Below are 23,260 nucleotides of genomic sequence, written 5' to 3' on the forward strand. Positions count from 1 at the left end.
GGCGCGAGCTCGGCGCCGCCCCTCGCGGGACGGCGCCGAGCTCGCGCCCACAGCGTACGGGTCAGGCGGGGGCTCAGCCCTCGGTCGACTCGGCGGCCTCGGCGGACTCCTCGGCGGCGGCCTCGGCCTCCTCCTCGGCCTCGTCGGCGACCTCGCCGCGCGGCTCGGAGACGGCGACGACGGCGGCGTCGGGGTCGGTGAGCAGCGTGGCGCCCTTCGGCAGGGTGACCTCGCCGGCGGTGACGTGCTGGCCGGCCTCGAGGCCCTCGATCGACACCTCGACCGACTCGGGCAGGTGGGTGGCCTCGGCCTCGACCGACAGGGTCTGGGACTCGACGAAGTGGATGGTGCCGGGGGCCGACTCGCCCACGACGTTCACGGCGACCTCGACGGCGATCTTCTCGCCGCGCTTCACGAGCAGCAGGTCGATGTGCTCGATGGTGCCGCGGACGGCGTCGCGCTGGATGTCCTTGATGACGGCCATCTCGGACTTCGAGTCGAGCTCGATGGTGAACAGCGCGTTGGTGTGACGCGTGGCGAGCATCGTCTCGTGGCCCGGCAGCGTGATGTGCAGCGGGTCCGTGCCGTGCCCGTACAGGACGGCGGGGATCTTGTTCTCGCGACGGATGCGGCGGGCGGCGCCCTTGCCGAACTCGGTGCGGGCCTCGGCGGCGAGCTTGATGTCGGACACGTGGATCACTCCTGGAGGTCTGTGCGTGCCGACGGCCAGAGGGAGCCGTCGGCTGTCCACGAGGGGTGGTCCCCGCGAACTGCGGTTGCGTCGGCGTGGGACACGTGACGGACGCGATCGAGAGCGCGCCGTGGGGGCACCAGCGAGAGTGGTGCACCGACAGCCGCCCAGTCGATCACGGAAATCCGACGGATCCTGCTCTGAGGGTGGCGGCAGCGTCGCGGTGCGGTCCCTGCTGAAACAGCTCGACCCCACCTGCGTGACCGGCGCCCGTCAGACGTCCCTCGCCGAGGCAACCGGACGAGTATAGCCCCCTTCGCGGGCCGGCGTGTCAGGAGCCGGCGTGCTCGCCCGAGCGGTCGGGCGAGCGCCCGCGGGTGCCGGCGGAGCCCTGCGGGCGGTAGACGACCTGCGCCTGGAAGACGAACCGCACGACGAACGCCACGAGGATCAGCGCCGCCTGCACCACCTCGGGGTGCGGCACCGCCTGCTCGACGATCCACCACAGCAGGAGGGTGCGGACCACGGCCTCGGTGCCGTTGAACGCGAACGACCGCACGAACCGGCCCCAGAAACCGTGGGCACCGTCACGCAGGTCGGCGAAGACGAACCGCTCCTGCAGCAGGAAGTTGATGACGATCGTCACGGCGTTGGCCACGATCACGGCGGGCAGGTAGTGCATGCCGGTGGCCTGCAGCGCGGCGAGGATCGCGAGGTTGAGCACGGCGCCGGCGGCACCGATCAGCGCGAACGGCGAGAGCCGCCCGAACCGCAGCAGGGTGAGCTGCTGCACGTACCGCAGCCCGTTGGCGACGGTGGCCTTCGACCGGCCGGCGAAGCGCTCCCCGAAGACGAAGGGCTCCTCGACGACGACGAGCCGCTGGCGGGCCAGGATCTCCAGCAGGATCTTGAACCCGCGGGGCTGCAGCGCGGACAGGTCGACGGCCCCCTGCCGCACCACGAAGAAGCCGGTCATGGGGTCGGAGACGTCGCGCAGCTTCACGGGGAACATCGAGCGGGCCAGCAGCCCGGACGCCTTGGAGACCCAGCGCCGGTAGCGGCCGTCCAGCCCGCCGGCGTCGCCCTTCCCGGTGTACCGGGAGGCGACGACGACGTCCGCGCCGGTGTCGCGGGCGGTGGCGAGCAGCACGGGCACCATCTCGGGCGGGTGCTGCAGGTCGCCGTCCATCACGACGACGCGCTCGCCGGCGGCGGCGTGCAGGCCGGCGACGACGGCCCCGGAGAGCCCGCCGTCGGGAGTGGCGCGGTGCATCATCCGCACGGGCAGGTCCGCCGCCGCGGCCACCCGCTCGATCTCGGCGGGGGTGTCGTCGGTGGAGTCGTCGACGAAGAGGACCTCGACGCCGCCGGGCACGACGCCGTCGCCGAGCGCCGCGGCCAGCCGACGTACCAGCTCCGCGACGTTCGGTCCCTCGTTGTAGGTGGGGACCAGCACGGTCACGTCCACGAGCACCTCCATCGTCCGCACAGCCTACGGCCCTGTCCTGGCTGTTCGCCGGGACAGGGCCGCGGGCTCAGGCGCGTGCGCCGCGGCGCGCGGTCACGGCGTGCGCTCGGCCACCACGAGCTCCCGCACCTTGACCCACCGGCCCCCGGAGTTCGGGGCGGTCACGACCACGCGCACGTGGCTCGCCTCGACGGGTTCGTCGAGCACCACCTCGGCCAGCGGGGTGTCGTCGAAGGTCCCGACCGACGTCCAGGTCGCGCCGTCCGCCGACACCTCCACCCGGCCGTGCTGGATCATGTCGCCCGCGGCGGTGTCGTTGTCCGCCATGTGCACGGCGACGTACGTCACGGCCGCCGGAGCGTCGAGGTCGTACCGGACCTCGTCGCCCACCACGGGCGCCCGCGACGACCAGAACAGGGTCGAGTCGTCGCCGTCGACCATGTGCGCGGCGGCGTAGGTCGAGTACTGCGGCAACGAGGTGCTGACCGTGCCGGGCAGCGTCGGCACGGGGCACGACGCGTCGTCCGGCGCCGCGGCGCAGAAGATCCGGAACGCCTTGGCCGAGAACTCCTCGAACCGCCCGTCGCCGACGCTCGGCACGATCTGGTCCTCCTGGTGGACGCCGTCGGAGCCCTGGTCGTCGACCGTGGCCCGGCCGGCGAGGGCGAGCTGCTCGCGCGCCTCCGCCGCCCGCGCGGACGCCGTCGCGGCATCGCCGGCCTCGAGCGCGGCGAGCATGCGGCTCTCGGCGAGCAGCGCCGACGCCCACTGGGACGCCGCGTCGATCCACGGCGTCGCGTCGGCGACGAAGCCGGGCTCCGCCATCGGCGCGAGCGACCGCGGCAGGTCCTCGATCGCGCCGAGGCGGTCGAGCAGCGCGGCGCGGCCGGCGTCGTCGCCCGCGTCGTACGCCGCCCAGAACGCGTCGACGTCGGCCGAGAGCCCCGGCGCCTTCGGGCTGCCGGACCGGTAGGGCCAGTTCTGGTTGAGGTCGACGAACAGCCCGAGCGCCGCGCGGACCCCGGGGGCGTCCCCGGCCAGCTCGTCGAGCGCGTTCCCGTGCGACGCGTCGGCGTCGTAGGCCGGCGGGTTCCACGTGTAGTCCCCGTAGTCCGCGAGGGACGGCATCGACGCGTACGGCTCGATCATCGGGTTGGACGTGAAGCCGTCGACGTACCGGTACAGCTCCGGGTCCCGGCCGGTGAGCGGGTTGAGGAACAGCCGGTCGCGGCGGCCGTCGTTCACGGGGAAGTTGTCCCAGACGTAGAGGTGGTCGGTGCGGTAGCTCTGCGCCGCCTTCTGCACGGACGCGCTCGTCACGGTCGGGGAGAACACGCCCTCGCCGGTCCACTGGACGCGGACGTCGTCGTCGAGGCCGTCGCCGAACCGGCTCTTGTACGGGTCCTCGCCGCTCCCGGAGTAGTTGGTGGGCACGGTCTGCAGCGGCTCGAGGCCGTTCGGCACCACGTACTCGCGCTGGATCCGGTTGAGGTAGACCGTCTGCGCGTCCGCGAGCCAGCCCCAGCTCCCCGCCGTGAACCGCTCCTTGTCGGCGTCGCAGTGCAGCTCGAGCGGGATGTCGTCGAGCGCCACGTAGAAGCTCGTCACGCCCAGGTCGCGCAGCTGGTCGAACTTCCGCACGGTGGCGTCGAAGTCCTCCTGGGAGGAGTAGCAGACGTCGTTGCCGGGAGAGAGCGCGAACGTGAACTTCACGTGGTTGCGGCGGGCGGTCTCCACGAGCTCGCGGAGCTGGTCGAGCTCGGCGCCCTCGTACAGGTCGCGCCACTCGTACCGCAGCTTGCGGTCGTCCTTCGGCGTGTACACGTACGTGTTCATCTTGTGCGTGCCGTAGAAGGCGAGCTGGTCGAGGCGTGCCTGGTGCGACCACGGGATCCCGTAGAAGCCCTCGATCGCCCCCCGGATCTCCATCAGCGGCCAGTCGCGCACCTGGACCCCGGCGACCTCGCGGTCCTCGCCCACCAGCTGGCGCAGGGTCTGCGCGGCGTAGAACGCGCCGGTGTCGTCGTGCCCGTCGAGGACGAGCACGGGGCCCGCGTCGCGGCCGGTCGCGAGCACGTAGCCGTCGGCGGGCAGGTCCTGCGCGCCGTCGACGCCGATGCGGCGCAGGACGCCGGCGACGGCCGGGTTGTCCCCCGCCGCACCGAGGTAGACCCGCTTGCCCGACACCGGGGTGCCGGCGCGGTCGGCGACGGTGACCCCGACCTTCGCACCGGCGTCGGCGAGGACCCGTCGCGTCGCCGCGACGGCCGCGTCGTCGGTGTCCTTGCCGACGACGAGGGTGACCCGGCCCGCCACGGGGAACTCGTCGTCGTTGGCGGCCGCCTGCTGGGGCGCGGGGAACACGCCGGCGGCGGGGGCGGCGCCGCCGGCGGTGGGGGTCTCGGCCACCGCGCCGGGCGCGGCGAGGCCCCCGGCGACGGTGGCGAGGAGGGCCGCGGCGGCGACGGCGGTGCCCGCGCGGCGCGGGGTGCGCGTGCCGGGCGGTCGGACCGCCGCGGCGGGCGGCGGCGACGGGTGCGTCGGCTGTGGCGTCTCGGGTCGGGCATCGAACGACATCGGACCTCGTCTCTGAGCTCGGTAGTCGGCGGCGCACCGGGACGACGTCGTCGTCGGCCGGATCGGTTATCCATAACATCGGTGCGCCGGGCACGACAGTAGGGCCGCACCGCGGCCACGGCAACTGGTCCGGACCAGTGGGACCGAGGCCCCGGCCGGCACCGGGCACCCCCGGGCCCGGAGACGACGGAGCGCGGGGCGCGACGACTGCTCGTCACGCCCCGCGCTCGGCGGGAAGGGGGTCCCGTCAGGCGTTGCCGTCGAAGAGGCTCGTCACGGAGCCGTCGTCGAAGACCTCGCGGATCGCGCGCGCGACGAGCGGCGCGATGGACAGCACGGTGAGCTTCTCGAACCGCTTGTCGGCCGAGATCGGCAGCGTGTCGGTGACGACCACCTCGGCGGCCCCGCACTCCTGCAGGCGCTGCGCGGCCGGGTCGGACAGCACGCCGTGCGTGGCCGCGACGGTCACGGACCGGGCACCGGCCTCCATGACCACCTTGACGGCCTCGGCGATGGTGCCGCCGGTGTCGATCAGGTCGTCGACCAGCACGCAGTCGCGGCCCTCGACCTCGCCGACGACGCGGTTCGCGACGGCCTGGTTCGGGCGCGTGACGTCGCGCGTCTTGTGCACGAAGGCGAGCGGGCAGCCGCCCAGCTTGGCGGCCCACTGCTCGGCGACGCGGATGCGGCCGGCGTCCGGCGAGACCACGGCCACGTTGGACAGGTCCACGCGGGTGCGCACGTAGTCGACCAGCACCGGCATGGCCCACAGGTGGTCGACCGGACCGTCGAAGAAGCCCTGGATCTGCGGGGTGTGCAGGTCGACGCTCAGGATGCGGTCGGCGCCCGCGGTCTTGAGCATGTCGGCCACGAGGCGGGCCGAGATGGGCTCGCGCCCGCGGCTCTTCTTGTCCTGGCGGGCGTAGGCGTAGAAGGGCGCCACGGCCGTCACGGAGCGGGCGGACCCGCGCTTCGCGGCGTCCACCATGAGCAGCTGCTCCATGAGCCACTGGTTCACCGGGGCGGTGTGGCTCTGCAGCAGGAAGATGTCGCTGCCGCGGACCGACTCGCTGAAGCGCACGTACGTCTCGCTGTTCGCGAAGTCGTACGCCGAGACCGGGAGCAGCTCGATCCCGAGCTCCTTGGCCACGGCCTCCGCGAGCTCCGGGTGCGCCCGTCCGGAGGCGAGGACCAGGGTGCGCTCTCCGGTTCCGGGGATGAAGTTGTTCATCGCTGCGTGCTTCCTTCGTCGTCGACGGCGGGGTGGGTGGGGGCCTGGGTGGCGGGATCGGGTGCCGGGGCGGGCACCACCGGGATGGCGCCGGTGAGGGCATTGTGCGCGGCGAGCTGCTCCTGCGCCTGCGCACCGAGCTGCTCGGCCGTCGCCTCGGCGCGGGCCCGGGCGGCCGCCTCGGCGGCGGGGGTCTCGGGCCAGCGTCGCTCGACCCAGCCCTCGATGTTGCGCTGCTGCGCCCGCGCGACGCCCAGCGCACCCGCCGGGACGTCCTTGACGATGATCGAGCCGGCGCCCGTGTAGGCGCCGTCGCCCACCGTCACCGGCGCGACGAACATGTTGTCCGCGCCCGTCTTCGCGTACGAGCCGATCACCGTGCGGTGCTTGCGCACGCCGTCGTAGTTCACCGTGACCGAGGCGGCACCGATGTTCGTGTGCTCGCCGATCGTCGCGTCGCCGACGTACGACAGGTGCGGCACCTTCGAGCCCTCGCCGATCTGCGCGTTCTTCGTCTCGACGAAGGTGCCGATCTTGCCCTTGGTGCCCAGCTCGGTGCCGGGCCGCAGGTAGGCGAACGGGCCCACGGACGCGTTCTCGCCGATGACGGACAGCGAGCCGTGCGTGCGCACGACCGTCGCGCCCGGGCCCACCTCGACGTCCGTCAGCGTGGTGTCCGGGCCGATCGTCGCCCCCGACTCCACCTTGGTGGCGCCGTGCAGCTGCGTGCCGGGCAGCAGCGTCACGTCCGACGCCAGCTCGACGTCCACGTCCACCCAGGTGGAGGCGGGGTCGACGACGGTGACGCCGGCCTGCATCCACTCCGTGAGCAGGCGGCGGTTGAGCTCCGCGCCCAGCGTCGCGAGCGCCACCCGGTCGTTGACGCCCTCGACGAGCATCGGGTCGTCGCTGAGCACGGCGCGCACGGCGCCGCCCTCGGCCCGTGCGGACGCGACGACGTCGGTGAGGTAGACCTCGCCCTGCGCGTTGTCCGTGCCGAGGCCGCCGAGGCCCCGCCGCAGCACGGCGGCGTCGAAGACGTAGACGGAGCTGTTGATCTCGCGGATCGCGCGCTGCTCGGGCGTCGCGTCCTTGTGCTCCACGATCGCCAGCACGTCGCCCGAACCGGCCTCGCGCACGATGCGGCCGTAGCCGTTCGCGTCCGCGACCTCGGTCGTGAGGATGGTGACGGCGTTGCCGTCCGCGTGGTGCGCGGCGAGCAGCTCGCCCAGGGTCGCGCCGTCGAGCAGCGGGATGTCTCCGGCGAGGACGACGACCGCGCCGTCGAGCCCGTCGCCCAGCGGGTGCTCCCCGCCGTCGAGGTGCTCGTCGTGCAGGTCGTCGGCGTGCGCCAGGGCGGCCGCGCGACCCGCGTGGGCCCGGGCGTCGAGCGCGTCGAGCGCGCACTGCACGGCCCGTCCTGTCCCGGGGACCTCGTCCTGGTCGACGACGAGCGCCGCGGGGTCGAGCTGCAGCGCCGCGGCCGCGACGGCCTCGCGCTCGTGCCGCACGACCACGGCCACGTGCTGCGGGTCCAGCTCCGTCGCTGCCGTCATCACGTGGCCCAGCAGGGTGCGCCCGCCGATGCTGTGCAGGATCTTCGGCGTCGCGGACCTCATGCGGGTGCCCTGCCCTGCGGCGAGGACGACGACGGCCGCCGGTCTGGGGGTGGAGGGTGTCTCGTTCGAACCTGCAGCGGTCGAGCCTGTCGAGACCACGAGTGCTCCGTCTCTCTCGGGGTGTGCTTCGTCGGTGGTGCACGCGCTCCGCCCCCAGGACTCGAACCTGGACCAAAGGCACCAAAAACCTCTGTGCTGCCGATTACACCAAGGCGGATCGGGCCCCAGGCCGGTTCACGCGGGAGGCGCGGCACCGTCGGGCGTCCGTCCTCAGTCTGCCAGGTCCGCAGGACCGCCCTCGCCGCTCCCCGGGCTCTCCCCCGCCCGGATGCCGTGGCGCGCACCACACCCGCCCCCGGCAGGGTGCAGGCACAATGGGCCCCATGCCCACCGACTCCCGAGCGTCCAAGCGTCCGCCGCGCGCCCGGATGACGGCGAGCCAGCGGCGCGAGCAGCTGCTCGAGGTCAGCCGCGGCCTGTTCGCCGAGAAGGGCTTCGACGGCACCAGCGTCGAGGAGATCGCCGCGCGCGCCGAGGTGTCCAAGCCCGTGGTCTACGAGCACTTCGGGGGGAAGGAGGGCATCTACGCCGTCGTCGTCGACCGCGAGGTGCGCGCCCTGACCTCCGCCCTCACCGGAGCCCTGGAGGAGGGCGGGCACCCCAAGGTGCTCGTCGAGCGCACCGCGCTGGCCCTGCTCGGCTACATCGAGGCGTCGGAGGACGGCTTCCGCATCCTCGTGCGCGACTCCCCCGTCGCCCAGGCCACCGGCACGTTCTCCAGCCTCATCGGCGACGTCGCGACGCTGGTCGAGCACATCCTCGGTGACCAGTTCAAGGCCAACGGCCTGGACCGCAAGGCGGCGCCGCTGTACGCGCAGATGCTCGTGGGCATGGTGGCGCTCACCGGCCAGTACTGGCTCGACGCCCGCAGCCCCGAGAAGACCGAGGTCGCCGCGCACCTGGTCAACCTCGCCTGGAACGGGCTGTCGGGGATGGTCAAGAAGCCGGAGCTCACCAAGTCCCGCTGACCCCGGCACGCATCGGCATCGGCATCGGCACCGGCACCGGCACCGAATCGAGCGTGCTGACGTGATCCTCAAACGGGCCTTGTGAGGATCAGGTCAGCACGCTCGATGCCGACACCCGCGACCGTCACCTGCCGTCGAGGTACCCGTTCGCGTTGATGACGTACTTCGTCGCGGCGCCGGCGTCGAACTCGGCGTAGCCCTGCGGGGCCTGGTCGAGGGTGATCGCCTTCGCGTTGACGTTCTTCGCGATCTGCACGCGGTCGTGCAGGATCGCCTGCATCAGACCCCGGTGGTACTTCATCACCGGACACTGGCCCGTGGTGAACGCGAGGGACTTCGCCCACCCGGTGCCGAGGCTGAGGGACAGCGCGCCCTTCTTGGCGGCGTCGTCGATGCCCCCCGGGTCGCCGGTGACGTACAGCCCCGGGATGCCCATCGCGCCGCCCGCGGCGGTGATCTCCATGAGCGAGTTGAGCACCGTCGCCGGGGCCTCGTGCCCGGCGTCCGCGCCGTGGCCCTTGGCCTCGAACCCGACGGCGTCGATGCCGCAGTCCACCTCCGGGACGCCCAGGATCTGCTCGATCTGCTCCGCGGGCCCGCCCTTCGTCAGGTCGACCGTCTCGCAGCCGAAGGACCGCGCCTGCGCCAGCCGGCCCTCGTTCATGTCGCCCACGATGACGGCCGCCGCCCCGAGCAGCAGCGCGCCGGTCGCGGCCGCGAGCCCGACCGGCCCGGCACCCGCCACGTAGACCGTGGACCCGACCCCCACGCCGGCGGTCACCGCGCCGTGGAACCCGGTCGGGAAGATGTCGGACAGCATCGTCAGGTCCATGATCTTCTCGAGCGCCTGGTCCTTGTCCGGGAACTTCAGCAGGTTCCAGTCGGCGTACGGGACCAGCACGTAGTTCGCCTGCCCGCCGACCCAGCCGCCCATGTCGACGTACCCGTACGCGCTGCCCGGCCGGTCCGGGTTCACGTTCAGGCAGATGCCGGTCTTGCGCTCCTTGCAGTTCTTGCACCGGCCGCAGGCGATGTTGAACGGCACCGAGACGAGGTCGCCCACCTTGATGAACTCGACGTCGCGACCCGTCTCCACGACCTCGCCGGTGATCTCGTGGCCCAGCACGAGGTCCGGGGGCGCCGTGGTCCTGCCGCGGACCATGTGCTGGTCCGACCCGCAGATGTTCGTGGCCACGGTGCGCAGGACGACCCCGTGCGGCACCTGCCGGCCCACGTTCGCCGGGTTGACCCCGGGGCCGTCCTTGAGCTCGAAGGTCGGGTAGTCGATGTCGATGACCTCGACCTCGCCCGGCCCCTTGTACGCGACCGCGCGGTTGGTGTCTGCCATGGTGCTCCTCCTCGAACACGTCCGGCCCGGTCTGAGCCGGTCTCCCGACCGTAGGCGCGTCGCGCGCCCCTGGCAGGTCGAGGGCCGGCCGGCCGTCGACCCGCTGACGTTGTGCCGGGCGGGGCAGTCTGCTAGGCCTGCAGGTATGACCCGCGTCACCGTCCGACGCCGCGTCAGGCGCGTCACGATCGGCGGGCGCACCGCGCGCCGCGAGGACCTGCTCGCCGGCGAGGAGCCCCTCGAGATCCGCGTGGGCGGCCGGTCGCTGGCCGTCACGATGCGCACGCCCGGGCACGACGTCGAGCTCGCGACCGGCTTCCTCGTCTCGGAGGGCGTGGTCACCGACGGCGCGCAGGTCGCGGGGGCGCGGTACTGCGCGCCTGGCCCCGGGGTGCCGGGAGAGAACGCCTACAACGTGCTCGACGTCGCGCTCGCCCCCGGCGTCGCCCCGCCGGACCCGGCGCTCGCGCGGGAGTTCTTCACCTCCAGCGCGTGCGGCCTGTGCGGCAAGGCGTCGATCGACGCGGTGTTCACGCGCAGCGCCTTCGAGGTCGCGGACGACCCTGTCCGCGTGGGCGCGGCGCTGCTCGCCGCCCTCCCGGACCGGCTGCGTGCCGCGCAGGACGTCTTCGCCCGGACCGGCGGCCTGCACGCCGCGGGGCTGTTCGACGCCGCCACGGGCGAGGCCCTCGTGGTCCGTGAGGACGTGGGCCGGCACAACGCGGTCGACAAGGTGGTCGGGTGGGCGGCCGCGGCGGGGCGCCTGCCGCTGCGCGGCACGGTGCTCGTGGTGTCCGGCCGCGCCAGCTTCGAGCTGACGCAGAAGGCGGTCATGGCGGGCGTCCCGGTGCTCGCGGCGGTCTCCGCGCCGTCCTCGCTGGCGGCCGAGCTCGCGGACGAGGCCGGCCTGACGCTCGTCGGCTTCGTGCGCGACCCCACGCTCGTCGTCTACGCCGGCGGGCACCGGGTGGTCGAGGAGCACGCGACGGACGCGACGCCCGACGACGGCGCGCAGCACGACGACGGGGCGCGAGGGCACCGGAGAGGGGACGCGGCATGACCACCCAGCAGCCCGAGGAGGTCCGGGACGACGGCGAGCCCCAGGAGCCGCAGCCCACCGCGACGAGGCCGCCCAAGGACTGGGCGGCCGGCGTGCCCGGCATCGTGCACGCCCTCGTCCCGGCGGTGCGCGGGATGGGCGCCGGCAGGACGGCGAAGCTGCTGCTGTCGATGAACCACAAGGACGGCTTCGACTGCATGAGCTGCGCCTGGCCCGACCCGGACCGGCGCAAGCCCGCGGAGTTCTGCGAGAACGGCGCCAAGGCCGTGACGTGGGAGGCGACGCCGCTCGTCGTCGAGCCGGAGTTCTGGGCCGAGCACCCCCTCTCCGACCTGCGCACCCGCACCGAGCACTGGCTGGGCCAGCAGGGGCGGCTGGTGGAGCCCGTGCACAAGGCCGCGGGCTCCGACCACTACGTACCGGTGTCGTGGGAGGAGGCGTTCGGGATCGTCGCCGACCGGCTGGGCGGCCTTGCGACGCCCGACGAGGCGTCGTTCTACACCAGCGGGCGCACGTCCAACGAGGCGGCGTTCGTGTACCAGCTCTTCGTGCGCGCGTTCGGCACCAACAACCTGCCGGACTGCTCCAACATGTGCCACGAGTCCACGGGCGCCGCCCTGGGCGAGACGATCGGCGTCGGGAAGGCGACGATCACCTACGACGACTTCGCCCTGGCCGACCTCATCGTGATCATGGGGCAGAACCCGGGCAGCAACCACCCGCGCATGCTCACCGCGCTGGAGGAGGCCAAGCAGCACGGCGCGAGCATCGTCGCCGTCAACCCGCTGCCCGAGGCCGGGCTGAAGCGGTACAAGAACCCGCAGACGGTGCGCGGCCTGGCGGGCCGGGGCACGGAGCTCGCCGACCAGTTCCTGCAGATCCGGCTCGGCGGCGACATGGCCCTGCTCCAGGCGGTGTCGAAGCGGGTGCTCGAGGCCGAGGCGGCCGCGCCCGGCACGGTGCTGGACCACGCGTTCCTCGCCGAGCGCACCTCCGGCCTCGAGGAGCTCGCCGCGCACCTGGCCGACCTCGACGAGGCGGCCGTCCTCGCGGCCACGGGCCTCACGAGCCGCGAGATCGACGAGCTCGCCGACCGCTACGTGCGGGCCGATAACGTCATCGTCACGTGGGCGATGGGGCTCACGCAGCACGCCAAGGCCGTGCCGACCATCAAGGAGATCGTCAACCTGCTGCTCCTGCGCGGGAACATCGGCCGCCCGGGGGCGGGCGCGTCGCCCATCCGCGGGCACTCCAACGTGCAGGGCGACCGCACCATGGGCATCTGGGAGCAGATGCCCGACGGCTTCCTCGACGCGCTCGACGCCGAGTTCGGCCTCCAGGTCCCGCGCGCGCACGGCCTCGACGCCGTGGGCACCGTCGAGGCGATGGCGGACGGGCGCGTGAAGGCCCTGGTCGCCCTGGGCGGCAACCTCGTCGGCGCGATCTCCGACACGGTCGCGGCGGAGGCGGCCGTCGCGCGCACGGACCTCACCGTGCAGATCTCGACCAAGCTCAACCGCTCGCACGCCGTCGTCGGGCGCGAGGCGCTGATCCTCCCCACGCTGGGGCGCACCGAGATCGACCGGCAGGCGTCGGGCGAGCAGTTCGTCTCCGTCGAGGACACGGTCTGCGCCGTGCACGCGTCGCGGGGCAAGGTCGGGCCGGTGGCGCCCGGCCTGCTGTCCGAGGTCTCGATCGTCACCCGGATGGCGCGGGCGGTCCTGGGCCGGCGGCCGGGCGGGCCGGGGCCCGTCGACTGGGCGGCCATGGAGCGCGACTACGACGCGATCCGCGAGCACGTCGCGCGCGTCGTGCCCGGGTGCGAGGGCTACAACGCGAAGATCCGCCGCGAGGGCGGCTTCCGCCTGCCGCACGGCCCGCGCGACTCCCGCACCTTCCCCACGGACGACGGGCGCGCGCACCTGACCGTCAACGAGCTCGCGCCGGTGGAGTGCCCGCCGGGCCGCCTGCTGCTGCAGACCATCCGCTCGCACGACCAGTTCAACACCACGATCTACCGGCGCGACGACCGCTACCGCGGCATCAAGGGCGGCCGCGCCGTCGTCCTCGTCAACCCCGACGACCTCGCCGAGCTGGGCCTCGCGGACGGCGTCACCGTCGACGTGCACGGCGAGTACCACGACGGCGTCGACCGCGTGCTGCGCGGCCAGCGCGTCGTCGCCTACCCGACCGCGCGGGGGTGCGCGGCCGCGTACTTCCCGGAGGCGAACGTCCTCGTGCCGCTGGGCGCCACGGCCGAGACCAGCCGCACCCCCGTGTCCAAGGCCGTCGTCGTCCGCCTCGAGCCCGCCTGACGCGAGGCAGGCTCCCCGCGAGGTCGTTCAGGCCGGGGTGTCGCGCGGGTCGACGAGCGCCTCCGCGAGCGCCCGGAGCGCGGGCAACGCGTCGAGCGCGGCGTCGCGCACGTCGTCCGGCACGCTCCCGAGCCGGCGGGTCCAGAAGTCGTGGATGCGGGCGAGGTGCTCGTCGGCCAGCGGCGTCGCGACCAGCCGGACGGTCCGCCGGTCGCCGCCGGCGTGCTCACGGACCACGAGCCCGCGCGCCTCGAGGGTGCGCAGCGCGGTGCTGACGTTGCTGCGCGCGAGCCCGGTCGCGACGGCGATGCGCGACGGCGTCGGGTGCGCCGCGCGGTGGACCTCGCGGATCACGGCCACCTCGGTGCCGGTCAGCGGTACGACGCCCCGCAGCTCCGGGGAGCGGACGTCCAGGTGGTGGGCCACCTCGATGACGGCGTCGGCCAGGTCGGCGAGGTCGGCGGCCCCGGCCGGGCGCTCCCGCGGGCCACGTCGGGGCGTGACGATCGTCTCGTCTGGCATGGCCCGATCCTAGGGTGTGGAGATAGTTATAGTTTCATAATCAGTAACGATCCCGTCTCCTGAGGAGCCCCGTGACCACCTCCACCGCCCTCGGCGCAGCCTCCGCGCCGCCGGCTCGCCGCCCGCTGCGCGGCCGCCCCGGCCTGACGCTCGTGGGCGTCGCCTTCGGCCTGTTCCTCGTGGGCCTGGACGCCACCGTCGTCTCGATCGTCAACCCCGCGATCGCCGCCGAGGTGGGCACCACCTTCGTCCAGCTGCAGTGGGTCACGCACAGCTACCTGCTCGGGCTCGCCGCCACGCTGATCCTCGCGGGCAAGCTGGGCGACAGGTACGGCCATCGGACCCTCTACCTGGCCGGGCTGGTCCTGTTCACCGTCGCGTCGACCGCCATCGGCCTCTCGACCACCGCCGCCGGACTGATCGCGTTCCGCGTGGTCCAGGGCGTCGCGGCAGGCGCCCTCATGCCGCAGACGCTCGCGATGCTGCGCGCCACGTTCCCGCGCGAGCGGTTCGGCATGGCCGTGGGCATCTGGGGCGGCGTCTCCTCCATCGCGATCGCCGTCGGCCCGACGCTGGCCGGTGCGCTCGAGGCGTCGTACGGCTGGCAGTCCGTGTTCTTCGTCAACATCCCGGTCGCCGCCGTCGGCCTCGTCTACGGGCTGTGCCTGCTCCCGCGCACCAGCTTCCCCGCCACGGGCCGGTTCGACCTGCGCGGCGTCGTCGTGCTGGCGCTCGGCCTGGTCGCCACGGTCTTCGCCATCGTGCAGTCCGAGACCTGGGGCTGGGGCGACCCGCGCACCCTCGGCCTGCTCGCGCTCGGCGTGCTCGTCATCGTCGGCTTCGTCGCCCTGGAGGGCCGTACCGAGGCGCGCACCGGCGATGCCCTGCTGCCGCTGTCCCTCTTCCGCGGCACGACCGTCGGCACCGGCGGGCTGATGATCGCGGCCAACTTCTTCGTGCTGATGGGCGTCACGTTCCTGCTGCCGATGTTCTTCATCAACCTGCGCGGTGCCACCGCGCTGGATGCCGGTCTCATGCTGCTGCCGATGTCCGCCGTCTCGATCGTGGCGGCCCCGGTCGGCGCGCTGCTCGTCGCACGGGTCGGCACCCGCGCCACCGGCGCGCTGAGCCTCGGCCTCACCGCCGTGGGCCTGCTGGTGCTGGTCGGCTCGTCGGCCACCTCCCCGTACGGCGTCATGGCGATCGCGTTCGTCGTCCTGGCGATGGGCACCGGCATGACCATCACGGCCGGCGCGGAAGCGATCGTCGGCTCGGCACCCGTGCACCTCGCAGGGGTGGCCGGCGGCTTCCAGTCCACCTGCATCCAGATCGGCGGCGCACTGGGCACCGCCGTGATGTCCGCGGTCGTCGCGGCGCAGGTGCGCTCCGGGGCCGGCGGGCTCGGGCTGGACGACGACGGCCTCCAGGGCCTGGCCCAGGGCTCCGTGCCCGCCGACCTCGACACGGTGGCCGCGCGCGTCGCCGAGGACGCCTACGTCTCCGGCGTGCACGCCGCGTACCTGGTCGCCGCCGGGCTCGTCCTCGTCGCCGCCGTCGTCGCGTGGGTCACGCTCCGGGGAGCGCGCCGCGCGACCGCCGCGGAGGTGGTCGTCGAGACCGTCGAGGGCGAGGCCGGGCACGCCTGAGCGCGGAGGGGTCTCGATCGCCACCCTCGATCGCGCGTCAAGATTCTTGACGTCGAGAGACCGGCGGTAGTCTCGGCACATGGATGTGGAGGCACGGTCCGACGAGGTCGACCGGATCGTCGACGCGTGGCGCCGCGAGCGCCCGGACCTGGACGTCGAGCCGCTGACGGTCTTCTCCCGGGTCAGCCGGCTCGCCCGGCACCTGGACCGCGCGCGCCGCGGCGCGTTCGCACGGCACGACCTGGAGACGTGGGAGTTCGACGTCCTGTCCGCGCTGCGCCGCGCGGGCGAGCCGTACCGGCTGTCCCCCGGCGTGCTCGTGGCGCAGACGCTCGTCACCAGCGGCACCATGACCAACCGCATCGACCGGCTCGAGGAGCGCGGGCTCGTGGAGCGCCACCGCGCGCCCTCCGACCGCCGGGGCGTGCTGGTGCAGCTCACCGCCGCGGGGCGGCAGCGCGTGGACGCGGCGATGAGCGACCTGCTCGACGTCGAGGCCCGCGTGCTGGACGCGCTGCCCGCCGCGGTGCGGCCCCAGCTCGCCGCGCTGCTGCGCACCGTCGTCGCCCAGTTCGACGAGTGACGGCCATGACCGCCGGGTCGGCGCCCGGGACCACCGCAGCGACGACGGGGGCGCCCGCCGCGTGACGTCCTACCCCTCCCCCTCCGCCCGGGACGACGGCGCGCGCGCCGGTCTGCTCCTGGGGGCGCTGCTCCTCGTCGCGCTCAACCTGCGCGCCCCGATCACGTCGCTGCCGCCGGTGGTGGACGAGGTCGCCGCCTCCCTCGCGCTCACCCCCACGGGGGCGGGGCTGCTCACCTCCGTGCCGGTGCTGTGCTTCGCGCTCTGCACGCCGCTCGCGTCGGTGCTGGTGGCGCGGATGGGTCCGGAGCTGGCGCTCGGGGGGTCGATGGCCGGGATCCTCGCCGGGACGCTGCTGCGCTCGGCGGGCTCGGTGCCGACCGCGCTCGCGGGCAGCGCCGTGCTCGGCGTCGCGATCACGATCGGCAACGTCGCGGTGCCGGTGGTCATCACCCGGGACTTCCGCCGCCGGGCCGCGGCCGTGACGGGCGCGTACAGCGCGATGATGAACCTCGGCTCGACGTTCACGACCATGCTCACCGTGCCGCTCGCGACCGCCATCGGGTGGCAGTGGGCGCTGGCGGGCTGGGGCGTGCTCGCGGTGGTCGCGCTCGCCGCGTGGATACCCGCGGGCCGCCGGCTCGCGGCCCGCGGACGGGCCGCGGCGCCACCCACGGGCGCCGGCCCGCGCCCCCGCCCGCCGTCGGCCCGGGCGGAGCTGTCCGCCCTCGACCCGGCGACCCGGTCCTCGGTGCGGCGCCTCGCCGTGCTGCTGTCCGTGGCCTTCGCGGGGCAGGCCTTCGGCTACTACGCGGTGACGGCGTGGCTGCCGGAGATCCTGCACGACCGGCTCGGCATGACCGCGGCCGGCGCGGGCAGCGCCGCCGCCCCGTTCCAGCTCTGCGCGGTGCTGGGGTCGTTCCTCGTCCCGGCGGCGTTCTCGCGCGGCCTGTCGGCGCGCTCCGTCGCGGTCGCGATGGCGGCGATGTGGCTGTCGCTGCCGCTGGGGCTGCTCCTCGCGCCGGGGCTCTGGTGGCTCTGGGTCGGCCTGGCGGGCGCCGCGCAGGGCGGCAACTTCACCGTCATCTTCACGCTCGTGGCCCAACGCAGCCCGGGCGTCGCGGTGGCGCGGCGGACGTCGGCGGTCGTGCAGACGGCGGGCTACGGGTGCGCGGTGCTCGCCCCCACGGTGATGGGCGCGGTGCACGAGGCGTCCCAGGGCTGGACGGCGCCCCTCGCCGTCGTCGCGGCCGTGCTCGCGACGATGACGGCGGCGATGTGGGCGGCGTCGGCCCGCCCCCGCCTCGCGCTCTAGCGGACGCCGGCGAGCGTCACCGCGAGGGAGCCCAGCGCCCGCAGGGCCTCCTCCGCGTGCTGCTCGTCGTAGCCGCGCGTGCACACCGCGACGACGAGGGCGTCCGGCCCTGGCTCGCCGACGAACGCGACGTCGTGCCGGATGCCGTCCACCCAGCCGGACTTCGACCCGAACGGCACGCCCTCGGGGACGGCGGCCGTGAGCTGCCGGTCCGTCTGGCGGGCGAGCAGCCCGAGCATCCACGCGGTCTGCTCGGGCCCCGCGAGGCGCCCGGTGACCACGGCGGACATGAGCGCCGCGAGGTCGCCGGCCGTCGTGCGGTGCGTGTCGCCGCGGGCCTCGGCGGCGAGGTCGCTGTACTTGCGCCCGACGACGCTCCCGGTGGCGCCGGCGTCGGCCAGCGCGCGGTTCGCGGCGTCGAGCCCCACGAGCTCGATGACCATGTTGGTCGCCTCGTTCGAGGACACGACGATCATCCGGTCGACCACCTGGCCCACGGGCACGAGGGTGCCGGGCGCGGGCATGTCGGGGTCGAGGTCGTCGGGCTCGATGCGGTAGTCCGGGGCGCCGGGCACCTGGGAGCGGAACGTGTCGGTGCTGAGGACCTCCTGCTCCAGCGTCAGGGTGCCCGCCTCCACCGCCCGCGCGGCGGCGACCAGCACGGCGAGCTTGACGGTGGACGCGGCGTAGAACGGGGCGTCGGCGTCGCGCCCGGCGAGCACCTCGCCGCCCGCGCGCCGCACCTGGTAGGCGACGACGGGGACCCCGTCGGAGTGCGTGCCCGTGGAGACCATCAGCGCCCCACCTCCGCCGTGGCGGCGTGGCTCCGGTCGCGGACGACGGCCGCGAACGCGGCGGACAGCGCGCGCGCCTGCCGCTCGTTCTCGGGCGCCCGCTCGAGCCCGGCGGCGAGCAGCTCGTCCCGGTCGAAGCCGAGGGCCGCCAGCTCGTCGGCGTCCCACGCGCCGATACGCTCGGGCGCGGCCTCGGGGTGGAACTGCAGTCCCCACGCGACCTCGCCCACGCGGAACGCCTGCACCCCGCACGCGTCGCTCGTCGCGAGGTGCACCGCCTCCGGCGGCAGCCCGGTGATCGAGTCCACGTGGCTCTCGATCATCCGCACCTCGCCGGCGTCGGCCAGCGGGCCGAGGGGGCCGAGCAGCGCGTCGTCGGCCGCGTCCTCGAGGAGGCGCACGGGGCACAGCCCCTTCTCCGTCTCCCCCGACCGGCCCGTGACCGTGCCGCCCGCCACGTGCGCGAGCACCTGCCCGCCGAGGCAGATGCCCAGCACCGGCACGCCGGCCTCCAGGGCCTCCGCCACCAGCGCCCGCTCGTGCGGCAGCCACGGCGCGCGCTCGTCCTCGTCGGGCAGCAGGCCGCCGCCGAGCAGGACGAGGCCGTGCACGTCGTCGCCGGCCTCGCGCAGCGCCGGGACCCGGGCCGCGAGGTCGGCACCCTGCACGACGACGGCGGTGGCGCCGTCCTCCTCCAGCCAGGCGGGCAGGCGACCCGGCCCGCTGTGCGGGGAGTTCTGGACGAGGACGACGGTCGGTCGGCGGTCTGGCACGGCTCAGCGCTCCCTGCTGTCGGGCACGGTCTCGATCTCGGGCACGTTCTCGGGCACGTCCTCGGGCACGTCCTCGGGCACGTTCTCGGGCACGGACTGGGGCAGATCCCGGGGAGCGGCGGCCGCCCCCGGAAGCCCGCCGCGGGCGGCGGCCTCGCGAGCGAAGTGGCACGCGGCGGCGTGCCCCTCGCCGCCGTCGTCGCGCCGCCCGAGCGGCACCAGCACCGGGTCCTCGGTGCGGCACCGCTCGGGGACGGCCTCCGGCCCGTCGCCGGGCACGCCCTGCTCGGCGGCGAGCCGGCGGGCGAGCCAGCACCGCGTGTGGAAGCGGCAGCCGGACGGCGGGTCGGCGGGAGAGGGCGGGTCGCCCTCCAGCATCAGGTCGCCCTCCGCGGGCCGGGCCGTCGGGTCCGGCACGGGCACCGCGGACAGCAGGGCGCGGGTGTAGGGGTGGTGGGCGTCGCCGTACACCGCGGGGCCGTCGCCCTCCTCGACGACGCGGCCCAGGTACATCACCGCGACCTCGTCGGCGATGTGCTGCACGACGGCCAGGTCGTGCGCGATGAACAGGTACGACAGCCCCAGCTCGTCCTGCAGGTCCTCGAGCAGGTTGATGACCTGCCCCTGCACGGACACGTCGAGCGCCGAGACGGGCTCGTCGCACACCAGCACGCGGGGCTTCACGGCGAGCGCCCGCGCGATGCCGACGCGCTGACGCTGCCCGCCGGAGAACTGGTGCGGGTAGCGGTGCACGTGGTCGGGGTCGAGGCCCACCAGCTCCAGCAGCTCGGCGACGGCGCGCCGCCGCCCGCCCCGCGGGACCGCGTCACGGTGGATGCGGAACGGCTCGGCCACGATCTCGCCCACGGACATGCGCGGGTTGAGCGACGTGTACGGGTCCTGGAACACCATCTGGACGGACCGGCGCAGCTCGCGGCGGGCCGCGCGCGACATCCGCGACACGTCCTCGCCGTCGACCAGCACCTGTCCGCGCGTCGGCTTCTCGATGCCCACGAGCACGCGGGCCAGCGTGGACTTGCCGGACCCGGACTCCCCCACCAGGCCCAGGGTGCGGCCGCGCCGCAGCGTGAGGGACACGCCGTCCACCGCCTGCACGTGGCCGGTGGTCCGCTTGAGGACGACGCCCTGGCGCACCGGGTACGACTTGGCCAGGTCGCGCACCTCGAGCACGACGTCGGAGGCATCGGTCGCGGGGACCGCGGGGACGGGCTCAGGCACGGACGCCTCCCAGGAGCTCGGTGGCGAAGTGGCAGGCCGACGACCGCCCGGGGGCGACGTCGTCGAGCTGCGGCACGTCGGTGCGGCACACGTCGCGGGCCATGTCGCAGCGCGGGTGGAACGGGCAGCCCGGCGGGACCTTGCCGGGCGCGGGCGGGCGGCCCGGCACCACGGGCAGCCGCCCGCCGACCGACCGGTCGCCGCCGGCCTCCAGCCGGGGCACCGAGCGCAGCAGCGCCCGCGTGTACGGGTGCGCCGGGGCGGCGTACAGGTCGCGCACGGGCGCGTGCTCCACCGCGCGCCCGGCGTACATCACGGTGACGTCGTCGGCGACGCCCGCCACCACGCCCAGGTCGTGCGTGATGAGCACCAGGCCCATCTGCCGCTCCGCCTGGATCTCCGCGAGCAGGCGCAGCACCTGCGCCTGCACGGTGACGTCGAGGGCCGTCGTCGGCTCGTCCGCGATGAGCACGTCCGGGTCGAGGGCGAGGGCCGACGCGATCATCACGCGCTGCCGCATGCCGCCCGAGAACTGGTGCGGGTACTCGTCCACGCGCTGCACGGCGTTCGGCACCTTCACGAGGTCGAGCAGCTCCACCGCCCGGCGACGCGCCTCCCGCTTCGAGCTCCCCGTGCGGGCCCGCAGCGACTCCGCGAGCTGGTAGCCCACGGTGTGCACGGGGTTGAGCGCCGCGAGCGCGTCCTGGAACACCATCGCGACGTGCGTGCCGTTGTGCCCGCGGTGCTGGGTCGGCGACAGCGCCAGCAGGTCCGTGCCCCGGTAGCGGGCCGACCCGCGCACGACGCGGGCCGTCGGCGGCAGCAGGCCCATCACGGCCAGCGAGCTCACCGACTTGCCGCAGCCCGACTCCCCCACCAGCGCCAGGGTGCGACCGGCGTCCACCCGGTAGCTGAGGCCGTCGACGGCGCGCACCGAGCCGTCGTCGGAGCGGAACTCGACCGCCAGGTCCTCCACCTCGAGCAGGGCCACCCCCGCCTCCCGGGGCGCCGTCGTCGCGACCGCCGAGTCGTCCGTCGTCGTGTCCGTGATGCTCTCCGTCATGTCGTTCACCGGAGCCTCGGGTCGAGGGCGTCGCGCAGCGCGTCGCCGAGCACGACGAGCGCCAGCACCGTGAGGATCAGGCACCCCAGCGGGATGAGGAGCAGGTACGGGTACCCGCCGGTCACCCACTCCGCGCCGTTCGTGATCATGATCCCCCAGCTGATCGCCGGGGGCCGGACGCCGATGCCGAGGAACGCCAGCACGGCCTCCGCGCTGATCACTCCCGCGATCGCCGTCGGCACCAGCGCCGTCACCGGGCCGATCGCGTTGGGCAGCACGTGCCGCACCATGACGCGCAGGTCCGACGCGCCCAGCGCGCGGGCCGCCGTCACGTAGTCCAGGTTCTTCGCCTCCAGCACGCTCGCCCGCACATATCTGGCATACCCCATCCAGCCGAACATCGTCAGCACGACCGCCGGGAGCAGGATGACGTCGAACGCCCCGCCGCCCACGTGCACGTTCCGGAACAGGGACAGCATGAGCAGCGCCGCCAGCAGCAGCGGGATCACGAGGAACACCTCGATCGTGCGGGACACGACCGTGTCGACCCAGCCCAGGTAGTACCCGGCGAGCAGGCCGAGCACGACACCGATGACCACCGACACGCCCACCACCACGAACGCCAGCAGCAGCGACGGACGGGCCCCGTGCACCAGCTGCGCCAGCATGTCGCAGCCGTGCACGTCCGTGCCGAGCGGGTGCTCGGCCCCGACGCCCTGGGGCCGGATCTTCGAGTCGCCGATGAGGCAGCGCTGCGGGTTCGTGCTCGTGAACAAGGTCGGGAACGCCGCCATCACGGCGAAGAAGACGACGACCAGCGCCGACACGACGACGTCGGGGCGACGACGCAGCCGGCGCCAGGCGTCCCCGCCCAGCGACGCGGAGACGTCCACCCCCGGCGCGTCCGGGGTCGCGGTGGCAGCAGTGGGCTCAGGCATAACGGATCCTCGGGTCCAGGGCGGCGTAGGCGACGTCGACCACCAGCATCACGACCACCGTCACCGCGGCGAGGATCGTCACCACGCCGAGGACGAGGGAGACGTCCGCGCCGCGCACGGCCTGCCACAGCACGCCGCCCATGCCGTAGATGTTCATCATCCCCTCGGTGATGACGGCGCCCGCGAGCGCCTCCGTGAAGGTCAGCCCCACCGCCGTCACGACCGGCACCGCCGAGTTCCGCATCACGTGGTGCACCACCACGTGCCGCTCGTTGAGTCCCCGGGAGCGCGCCGTGCGGACGTGGTCGCCCGCGTACGACTCCAGCTGGCTCGCCCGCACCAGGCGGATGAACGCCGCCGACCCCGCCAGACCCAGCAGGATGCCGGGCACCAGCAGCGTCGCCCACGGATGGTCGTCGTCGAACGACGGCCGGAACCACAGCGCCGGCAGGCTGCTCGCGCCGAACGTGTCCTTGGCCCAGCCGTTCAGCGGCACCGCGAACACGTACCGGTACACCAGCAGCAGGACGAAGATCGGGAACGCGTCGATCAGCACCGACGTCAGCCGGATCCCGTGGTCCGACGCCCGGCCCCGCCAGCGCGCCGCCACCGTGCCCAGGCCCATGCCGAGCACGAACCACACGATCGTCACGATGAGGAACAGCTTCAGCGTGTTCGGCGCCGCCGTCGCCACGATGTCCGTGACCTCGCGGCCGCGCAGGTTGGTACCGAAGTCACCCTGCGCGTACGAGCCCAGCCGCTCCACGAACGGGCCGAGGCACGGGTTGCCCGGCTGGTCGTAGCAGGGGTCGTCGAGGCCGTAGCGCGCCTCCACCGCCGCGAGCTGCGACTTCGTCGGCACGTGGTCGCCGAAGAACGCCAGCGCGGGATTGCCGTTGAGCTGGATCGCGAACGTCGTGAGCAGGTGCAGCACGAACATCACGAGCAGCAGGGTGGCCACGCCCAGGAGGGTGCGGCGGAGGATGTAGCGGCCCATTCACTTTCTTTCCGTGCCGGGGGTTCGCGTGGCGGGGGTTGTGGTGTCGCGAG

At 74.1% G+C, this 23,260-nt stretch carries 19 protein-coding genes and 1 tRNA gene; 6 read left to right on the forward strand and 14 right to left on the reverse strand.

The features are described 5' to 3' along the window. Positions 1-73: 73 nt before the first annotated feature. The 6 genes from ACFU5J_RS20070 to ACFU5J_RS20095 form a co-directional block, all read right to left on the reverse strand. The gene (locus tag ACFU5J_RS20070) at positions 74-691 is read right to left on the reverse strand and encodes a 50S ribosomal protein L25/general stress protein Ctc (protein ID WP_430576487.1); all 618 of its coding nucleotides are present in this window, start codon (positions 689-691) and stop codon (positions 74-76) included. 331 nt (positions 692-1,022) lie between these two features. Next, positions 1,023-2,171: a glycosyltransferase gene (locus ACFU5J_RS20075; RefSeq protein WP_430576488.1), complete on the reverse strand. Its 1,149-nt coding sequence runs from the start codon at positions 2,169-2,171 to the stop codon at positions 1,023-1,025. Between the two features lie 81 nt (positions 2,172-2,252). Beyond that, entirely contained in the window at positions 2,253-4,736 is a 2,484-nt protein-coding gene (locus tag ACFU5J_RS20080; protein WP_430579896.1) for a beta-N-acetylglucosaminidase domain-containing protein, read from the reverse strand. Positions 4,737-4,983: 247 nt separating this feature from the next. Then, positions 4,984-5,967, reverse strand: a complete 984-nt coding sequence (locus ACFU5J_RS20085) for a ribose-phosphate diphosphokinase (RefSeq protein WP_430576490.1) — start codon at positions 5,965-5,967, stop codon at positions 4,984-4,986. Beyond that, positions 5,964-7,586 carry a bifunctional UDP-N-acetylglucosamine diphosphorylase/glucosamine-1-phosphate N-acetyltransferase GlmU gene (gene glmU / locus ACFU5J_RS20090; protein WP_430579897.1) on the reverse strand — a complete coding sequence of 541 codons (1,623 nt, stop codon included), beginning with the start codon at positions 7,584-7,586 and terminating at the stop codon, positions 5,964-5,966. Before glmU ends, ACFU5J_RS20085 begins: the two co-directional genes overlap by 4 nt. A 145-nt stretch (positions 7,587-7,731) precedes the next feature. Beyond that, a tRNA-Gln gene (locus ACFU5J_RS20095) sits at positions 7,732-7,803 on the reverse strand. Between the two features lie 211 nt (positions 7,804-8,014). Here ACFU5J_RS20095 and ACFU5J_RS20100 point away from each other — a divergent pair. After that, complete coding sequence (locus ACFU5J_RS20100; RefSeq protein ID WP_430576963.1) at positions 8,015-8,614, forward strand: TetR/AcrR family transcriptional regulator; 600 nt, start codon at positions 8,015-8,017, stop codon at positions 8,612-8,614. Between the two features lie 124 nt (positions 8,615-8,738). On the opposite strand, the gene fdhA is transcribed toward ACFU5J_RS20100, so the two are convergent. After that, positions 8,739-9,962: a formaldehyde dehydrogenase, glutathione-independent gene (gene fdhA, locus ACFU5J_RS20105; protein ID WP_430579898.1), complete on the reverse strand. Its 1,224-nt coding sequence runs from the start codon at positions 9,960-9,962 to the stop codon at positions 8,739-8,741. A gap of 145 nt (positions 9,963-10,107) precedes the next feature. On the opposite strand from fdhA, the gene fdhD reads away from it, so the two are divergent. Next, positions 10,108-11,022, forward strand: a complete 915-nt coding sequence (gene fdhD / locus ACFU5J_RS20110) for a formate dehydrogenase accessory sulfurtransferase FdhD (protein ID WP_430579899.1) — start codon at positions 10,108-10,110, stop codon at positions 11,020-11,022. Then, the gene (locus ACFU5J_RS20115; protein WP_430579900.1) at positions 11,019-13,337 is read left to right on the forward strand and encodes an FdhF/YdeP family oxidoreductase; all 2,319 of its coding nucleotides are present in this window, start codon (positions 11,019-11,021) and stop codon (positions 13,335-13,337) included. Before fdhD ends, ACFU5J_RS20115 begins: the two co-directional genes overlap by 4 nt. Positions 13,338-13,364: 27 nt before the next feature. Here the strand turns inward: ACFU5J_RS20115 and ACFU5J_RS20120 are convergent, their stop codons facing one another. Then, on the reverse strand, positions 13,365-13,859 hold the full coding sequence (locus tag ACFU5J_RS20120; RefSeq protein WP_430576495.1) for a MarR family winged helix-turn-helix transcriptional regulator: 495 nt from the start codon (positions 13,857-13,859) through the stop codon (positions 13,365-13,367). Positions 13,860-13,930: 71 nt separating this feature from the next. Here ACFU5J_RS20120 and ACFU5J_RS20125 point away from each other — a divergent pair, with 71 nt between their 5' ends. The 3 genes from ACFU5J_RS20125 (at position 13,931) to ACFU5J_RS20135 (ending at position 17,403) form a co-directional block, all read left to right on the forward strand. Then, on the forward strand, positions 13,931-15,505 hold the full coding sequence (locus tag ACFU5J_RS20125; RefSeq protein WP_430579901.1) for an MFS transporter: 1,575 nt from the start codon (positions 13,931-13,933) through the stop codon (positions 15,503-15,505). Positions 15,506-15,584: 79 nt separating this feature from the next. Further along, a complete protein-coding gene (locus ACFU5J_RS20130) occupies positions 15,585-16,088 on the forward strand; it encodes a MarR family winged helix-turn-helix transcriptional regulator (protein WP_429764450.1) in 504 nt (167 codons plus the stop codon). Between the two features lie 61 nt (positions 16,089-16,149). Continuing rightward, on the forward strand, positions 16,150-17,403 hold the full coding sequence (locus ACFU5J_RS20135) for a CynX/NimT family MFS transporter (RefSeq protein ID WP_430576497.1): 1,254 nt from the start codon (positions 16,150-16,152) through the stop codon (positions 17,401-17,403). On the opposite strand, the gene ACFU5J_RS20140 is transcribed toward ACFU5J_RS20135, so the two are convergent. The 6 genes from ACFU5J_RS20140 to ACFU5J_RS20165 are packed head-to-tail and all read right to left on the reverse strand — an operon-like array spanning position 17,400 to position 23,207. Continuing rightward, entirely contained in the window at positions 17,400-18,197 is a 798-nt protein-coding gene (locus tag ACFU5J_RS20140; RefSeq protein WP_430576498.1) for a serine hydrolase, read from the reverse strand. The genes ACFU5J_RS20135 and ACFU5J_RS20140 overlap by 4 nt on opposite strands. After that, positions 18,197-18,970 (reverse strand): type 1 glutamine amidotransferase, encoded by a 774-nt coding sequence (locus ACFU5J_RS20145; protein WP_430579902.1) that lies wholly within the window; start codon positions 18,968-18,970, stop codon positions 18,197-18,199. Before ACFU5J_RS20145 ends, ACFU5J_RS20140 begins: the two co-directional genes overlap by 1 nt. A 3-nt stretch (positions 18,971-18,973) precedes the next feature. Then, positions 18,974-20,209 (reverse strand): ABC transporter ATP-binding protein, encoded by a 1,236-nt coding sequence (locus ACFU5J_RS20150; protein ID WP_430579903.1) that lies wholly within the window; start codon positions 20,207-20,209, stop codon positions 18,974-18,976. Further along, entirely contained in the window at positions 20,202-21,272 is a 1,071-nt protein-coding gene (locus tag ACFU5J_RS20155) for an ABC transporter ATP-binding protein (RefSeq protein WP_430579904.1), read from the reverse strand. Before ACFU5J_RS20155 ends, ACFU5J_RS20150 begins: the two co-directional genes overlap by 8 nt. Before the next feature lie 5 nt (positions 21,273-21,277). Continuing rightward, complete coding sequence (locus tag ACFU5J_RS20160) at positions 21,278-22,210, reverse strand: ABC transporter permease (RefSeq protein WP_430576502.1); 933 nt, start codon at positions 22,208-22,210, stop codon at positions 21,278-21,280. After that, on the reverse strand, positions 22,203-23,207 hold the full coding sequence (locus tag ACFU5J_RS20165) for an ABC transporter permease (protein WP_430576503.1): 1,005 nt from the start codon (positions 23,205-23,207) through the stop codon (positions 22,203-22,205). Before ACFU5J_RS20165 ends, ACFU5J_RS20160 begins: the two co-directional genes overlap by 8 nt. Positions 23,208-23,260 lie beyond the last annotated feature (53 nt).

Source organism: Isoptericola sp. NPDC057559, assembly GCF_042801555.1.
Classification (GTDB): Bacteria; Actinomycetota; Actinomycetes; order Actinomycetales; family Cellulomonadaceae; genus Isoptericola.

What these genes read in the sequence shown, in the direction of transcription:
- ACFU5J_RS20075 (WP_430576488.1), bottom strand. Translation starts at nt 2,171, where the DNA reads ATGGAGGTGCTCGTGGACGTGACCGTGCTGGTCCCCACCTACAACGAG.
- ACFU5J_RS20080 (WP_430579896.1), bottom strand. Translation starts at nt 4,736, where the DNA reads ATGTCGTTCGATGCCCGACCCGAGACGCCACAGCCGACGCACCCGTCG.
- ACFU5J_RS20085 (WP_430576490.1), bottom strand. Translation starts at nt 5,967, where the DNA reads ATGAACAACTTCATCCCCGGAACCGGAGAGCGCACCCTGGTCCTCGCC.
- glmU (WP_430579897.1), bottom strand. Translation starts at nt 7,586, where the DNA reads ATGAGGTCCGCGACGCCGAAGATCCTGCACAGCATCGGCGGGCGCACC.
- ACFU5J_RS20100 (WP_430576963.1), top strand. Translation starts at nt 8,015, where the DNA reads ATGACGGCGAGCCAGCGGCGCGAGCAGCTGCTCGAGGTCAGCCGCGGC.
- fdhA (WP_430579898.1), bottom strand. Translation starts at nt 9,962, where the DNA reads ATGGCAGACACCAACCGCGCGGTCGCGTACAAGGGGCCGGGCGAGGTC.
- fdhD (WP_430579899.1), top strand. Translation starts at nt 10,108, where the DNA reads ATGACCCGCGTCACCGTCCGACGCCGCGTCAGGCGCGTCACGATCGGC.
- ACFU5J_RS20115 (WP_430579900.1), top strand. Translation starts at nt 11,019, where the DNA reads ATGACCACCCAGCAGCCCGAGGAGGTCCGGGACGACGGCGAGCCCCAG.
- ACFU5J_RS20120 (WP_430576495.1), bottom strand. Translation starts at nt 13,859, where the DNA reads ATGCCAGACGAGACGATCGTCACGCCCCGACGTGGCCCGCGGGAGCGC.
- ACFU5J_RS20130 (WP_429764450.1), top strand. Translation starts at nt 15,585, where the DNA reads ATGGATGTGGAGGCACGGTCCGACGAGGTCGACCGGATCGTCGACGCG.
- ACFU5J_RS20140 (WP_430576498.1), bottom strand. Translation starts at nt 18,197, where the DNA reads ATGGTCTCCACGGGCACGCACTCCGACGGGGTCCCCGTCGTCGCCTAC.
- ACFU5J_RS20155 (WP_430579904.1), bottom strand. Translation starts at nt 21,272, where the DNA reads ATGACGGAGAGCATCACGGACACGACGACGGACGACTCGGCGGTCGCG.
- ACFU5J_RS20160 (WP_430576502.1), bottom strand. Translation starts at nt 22,210, where the DNA reads ATGCCTGAGCCCACTGCTGCCACCGCGACCCCGGACGCGCCGGGGGTG.
- ACFU5J_RS20165 (WP_430576503.1), bottom strand. Translation starts at nt 23,207, where the DNA reads ATGGGCCGCTACATCCTCCGCCGCACCCTCCTGGGCGTGGCCACCCTG.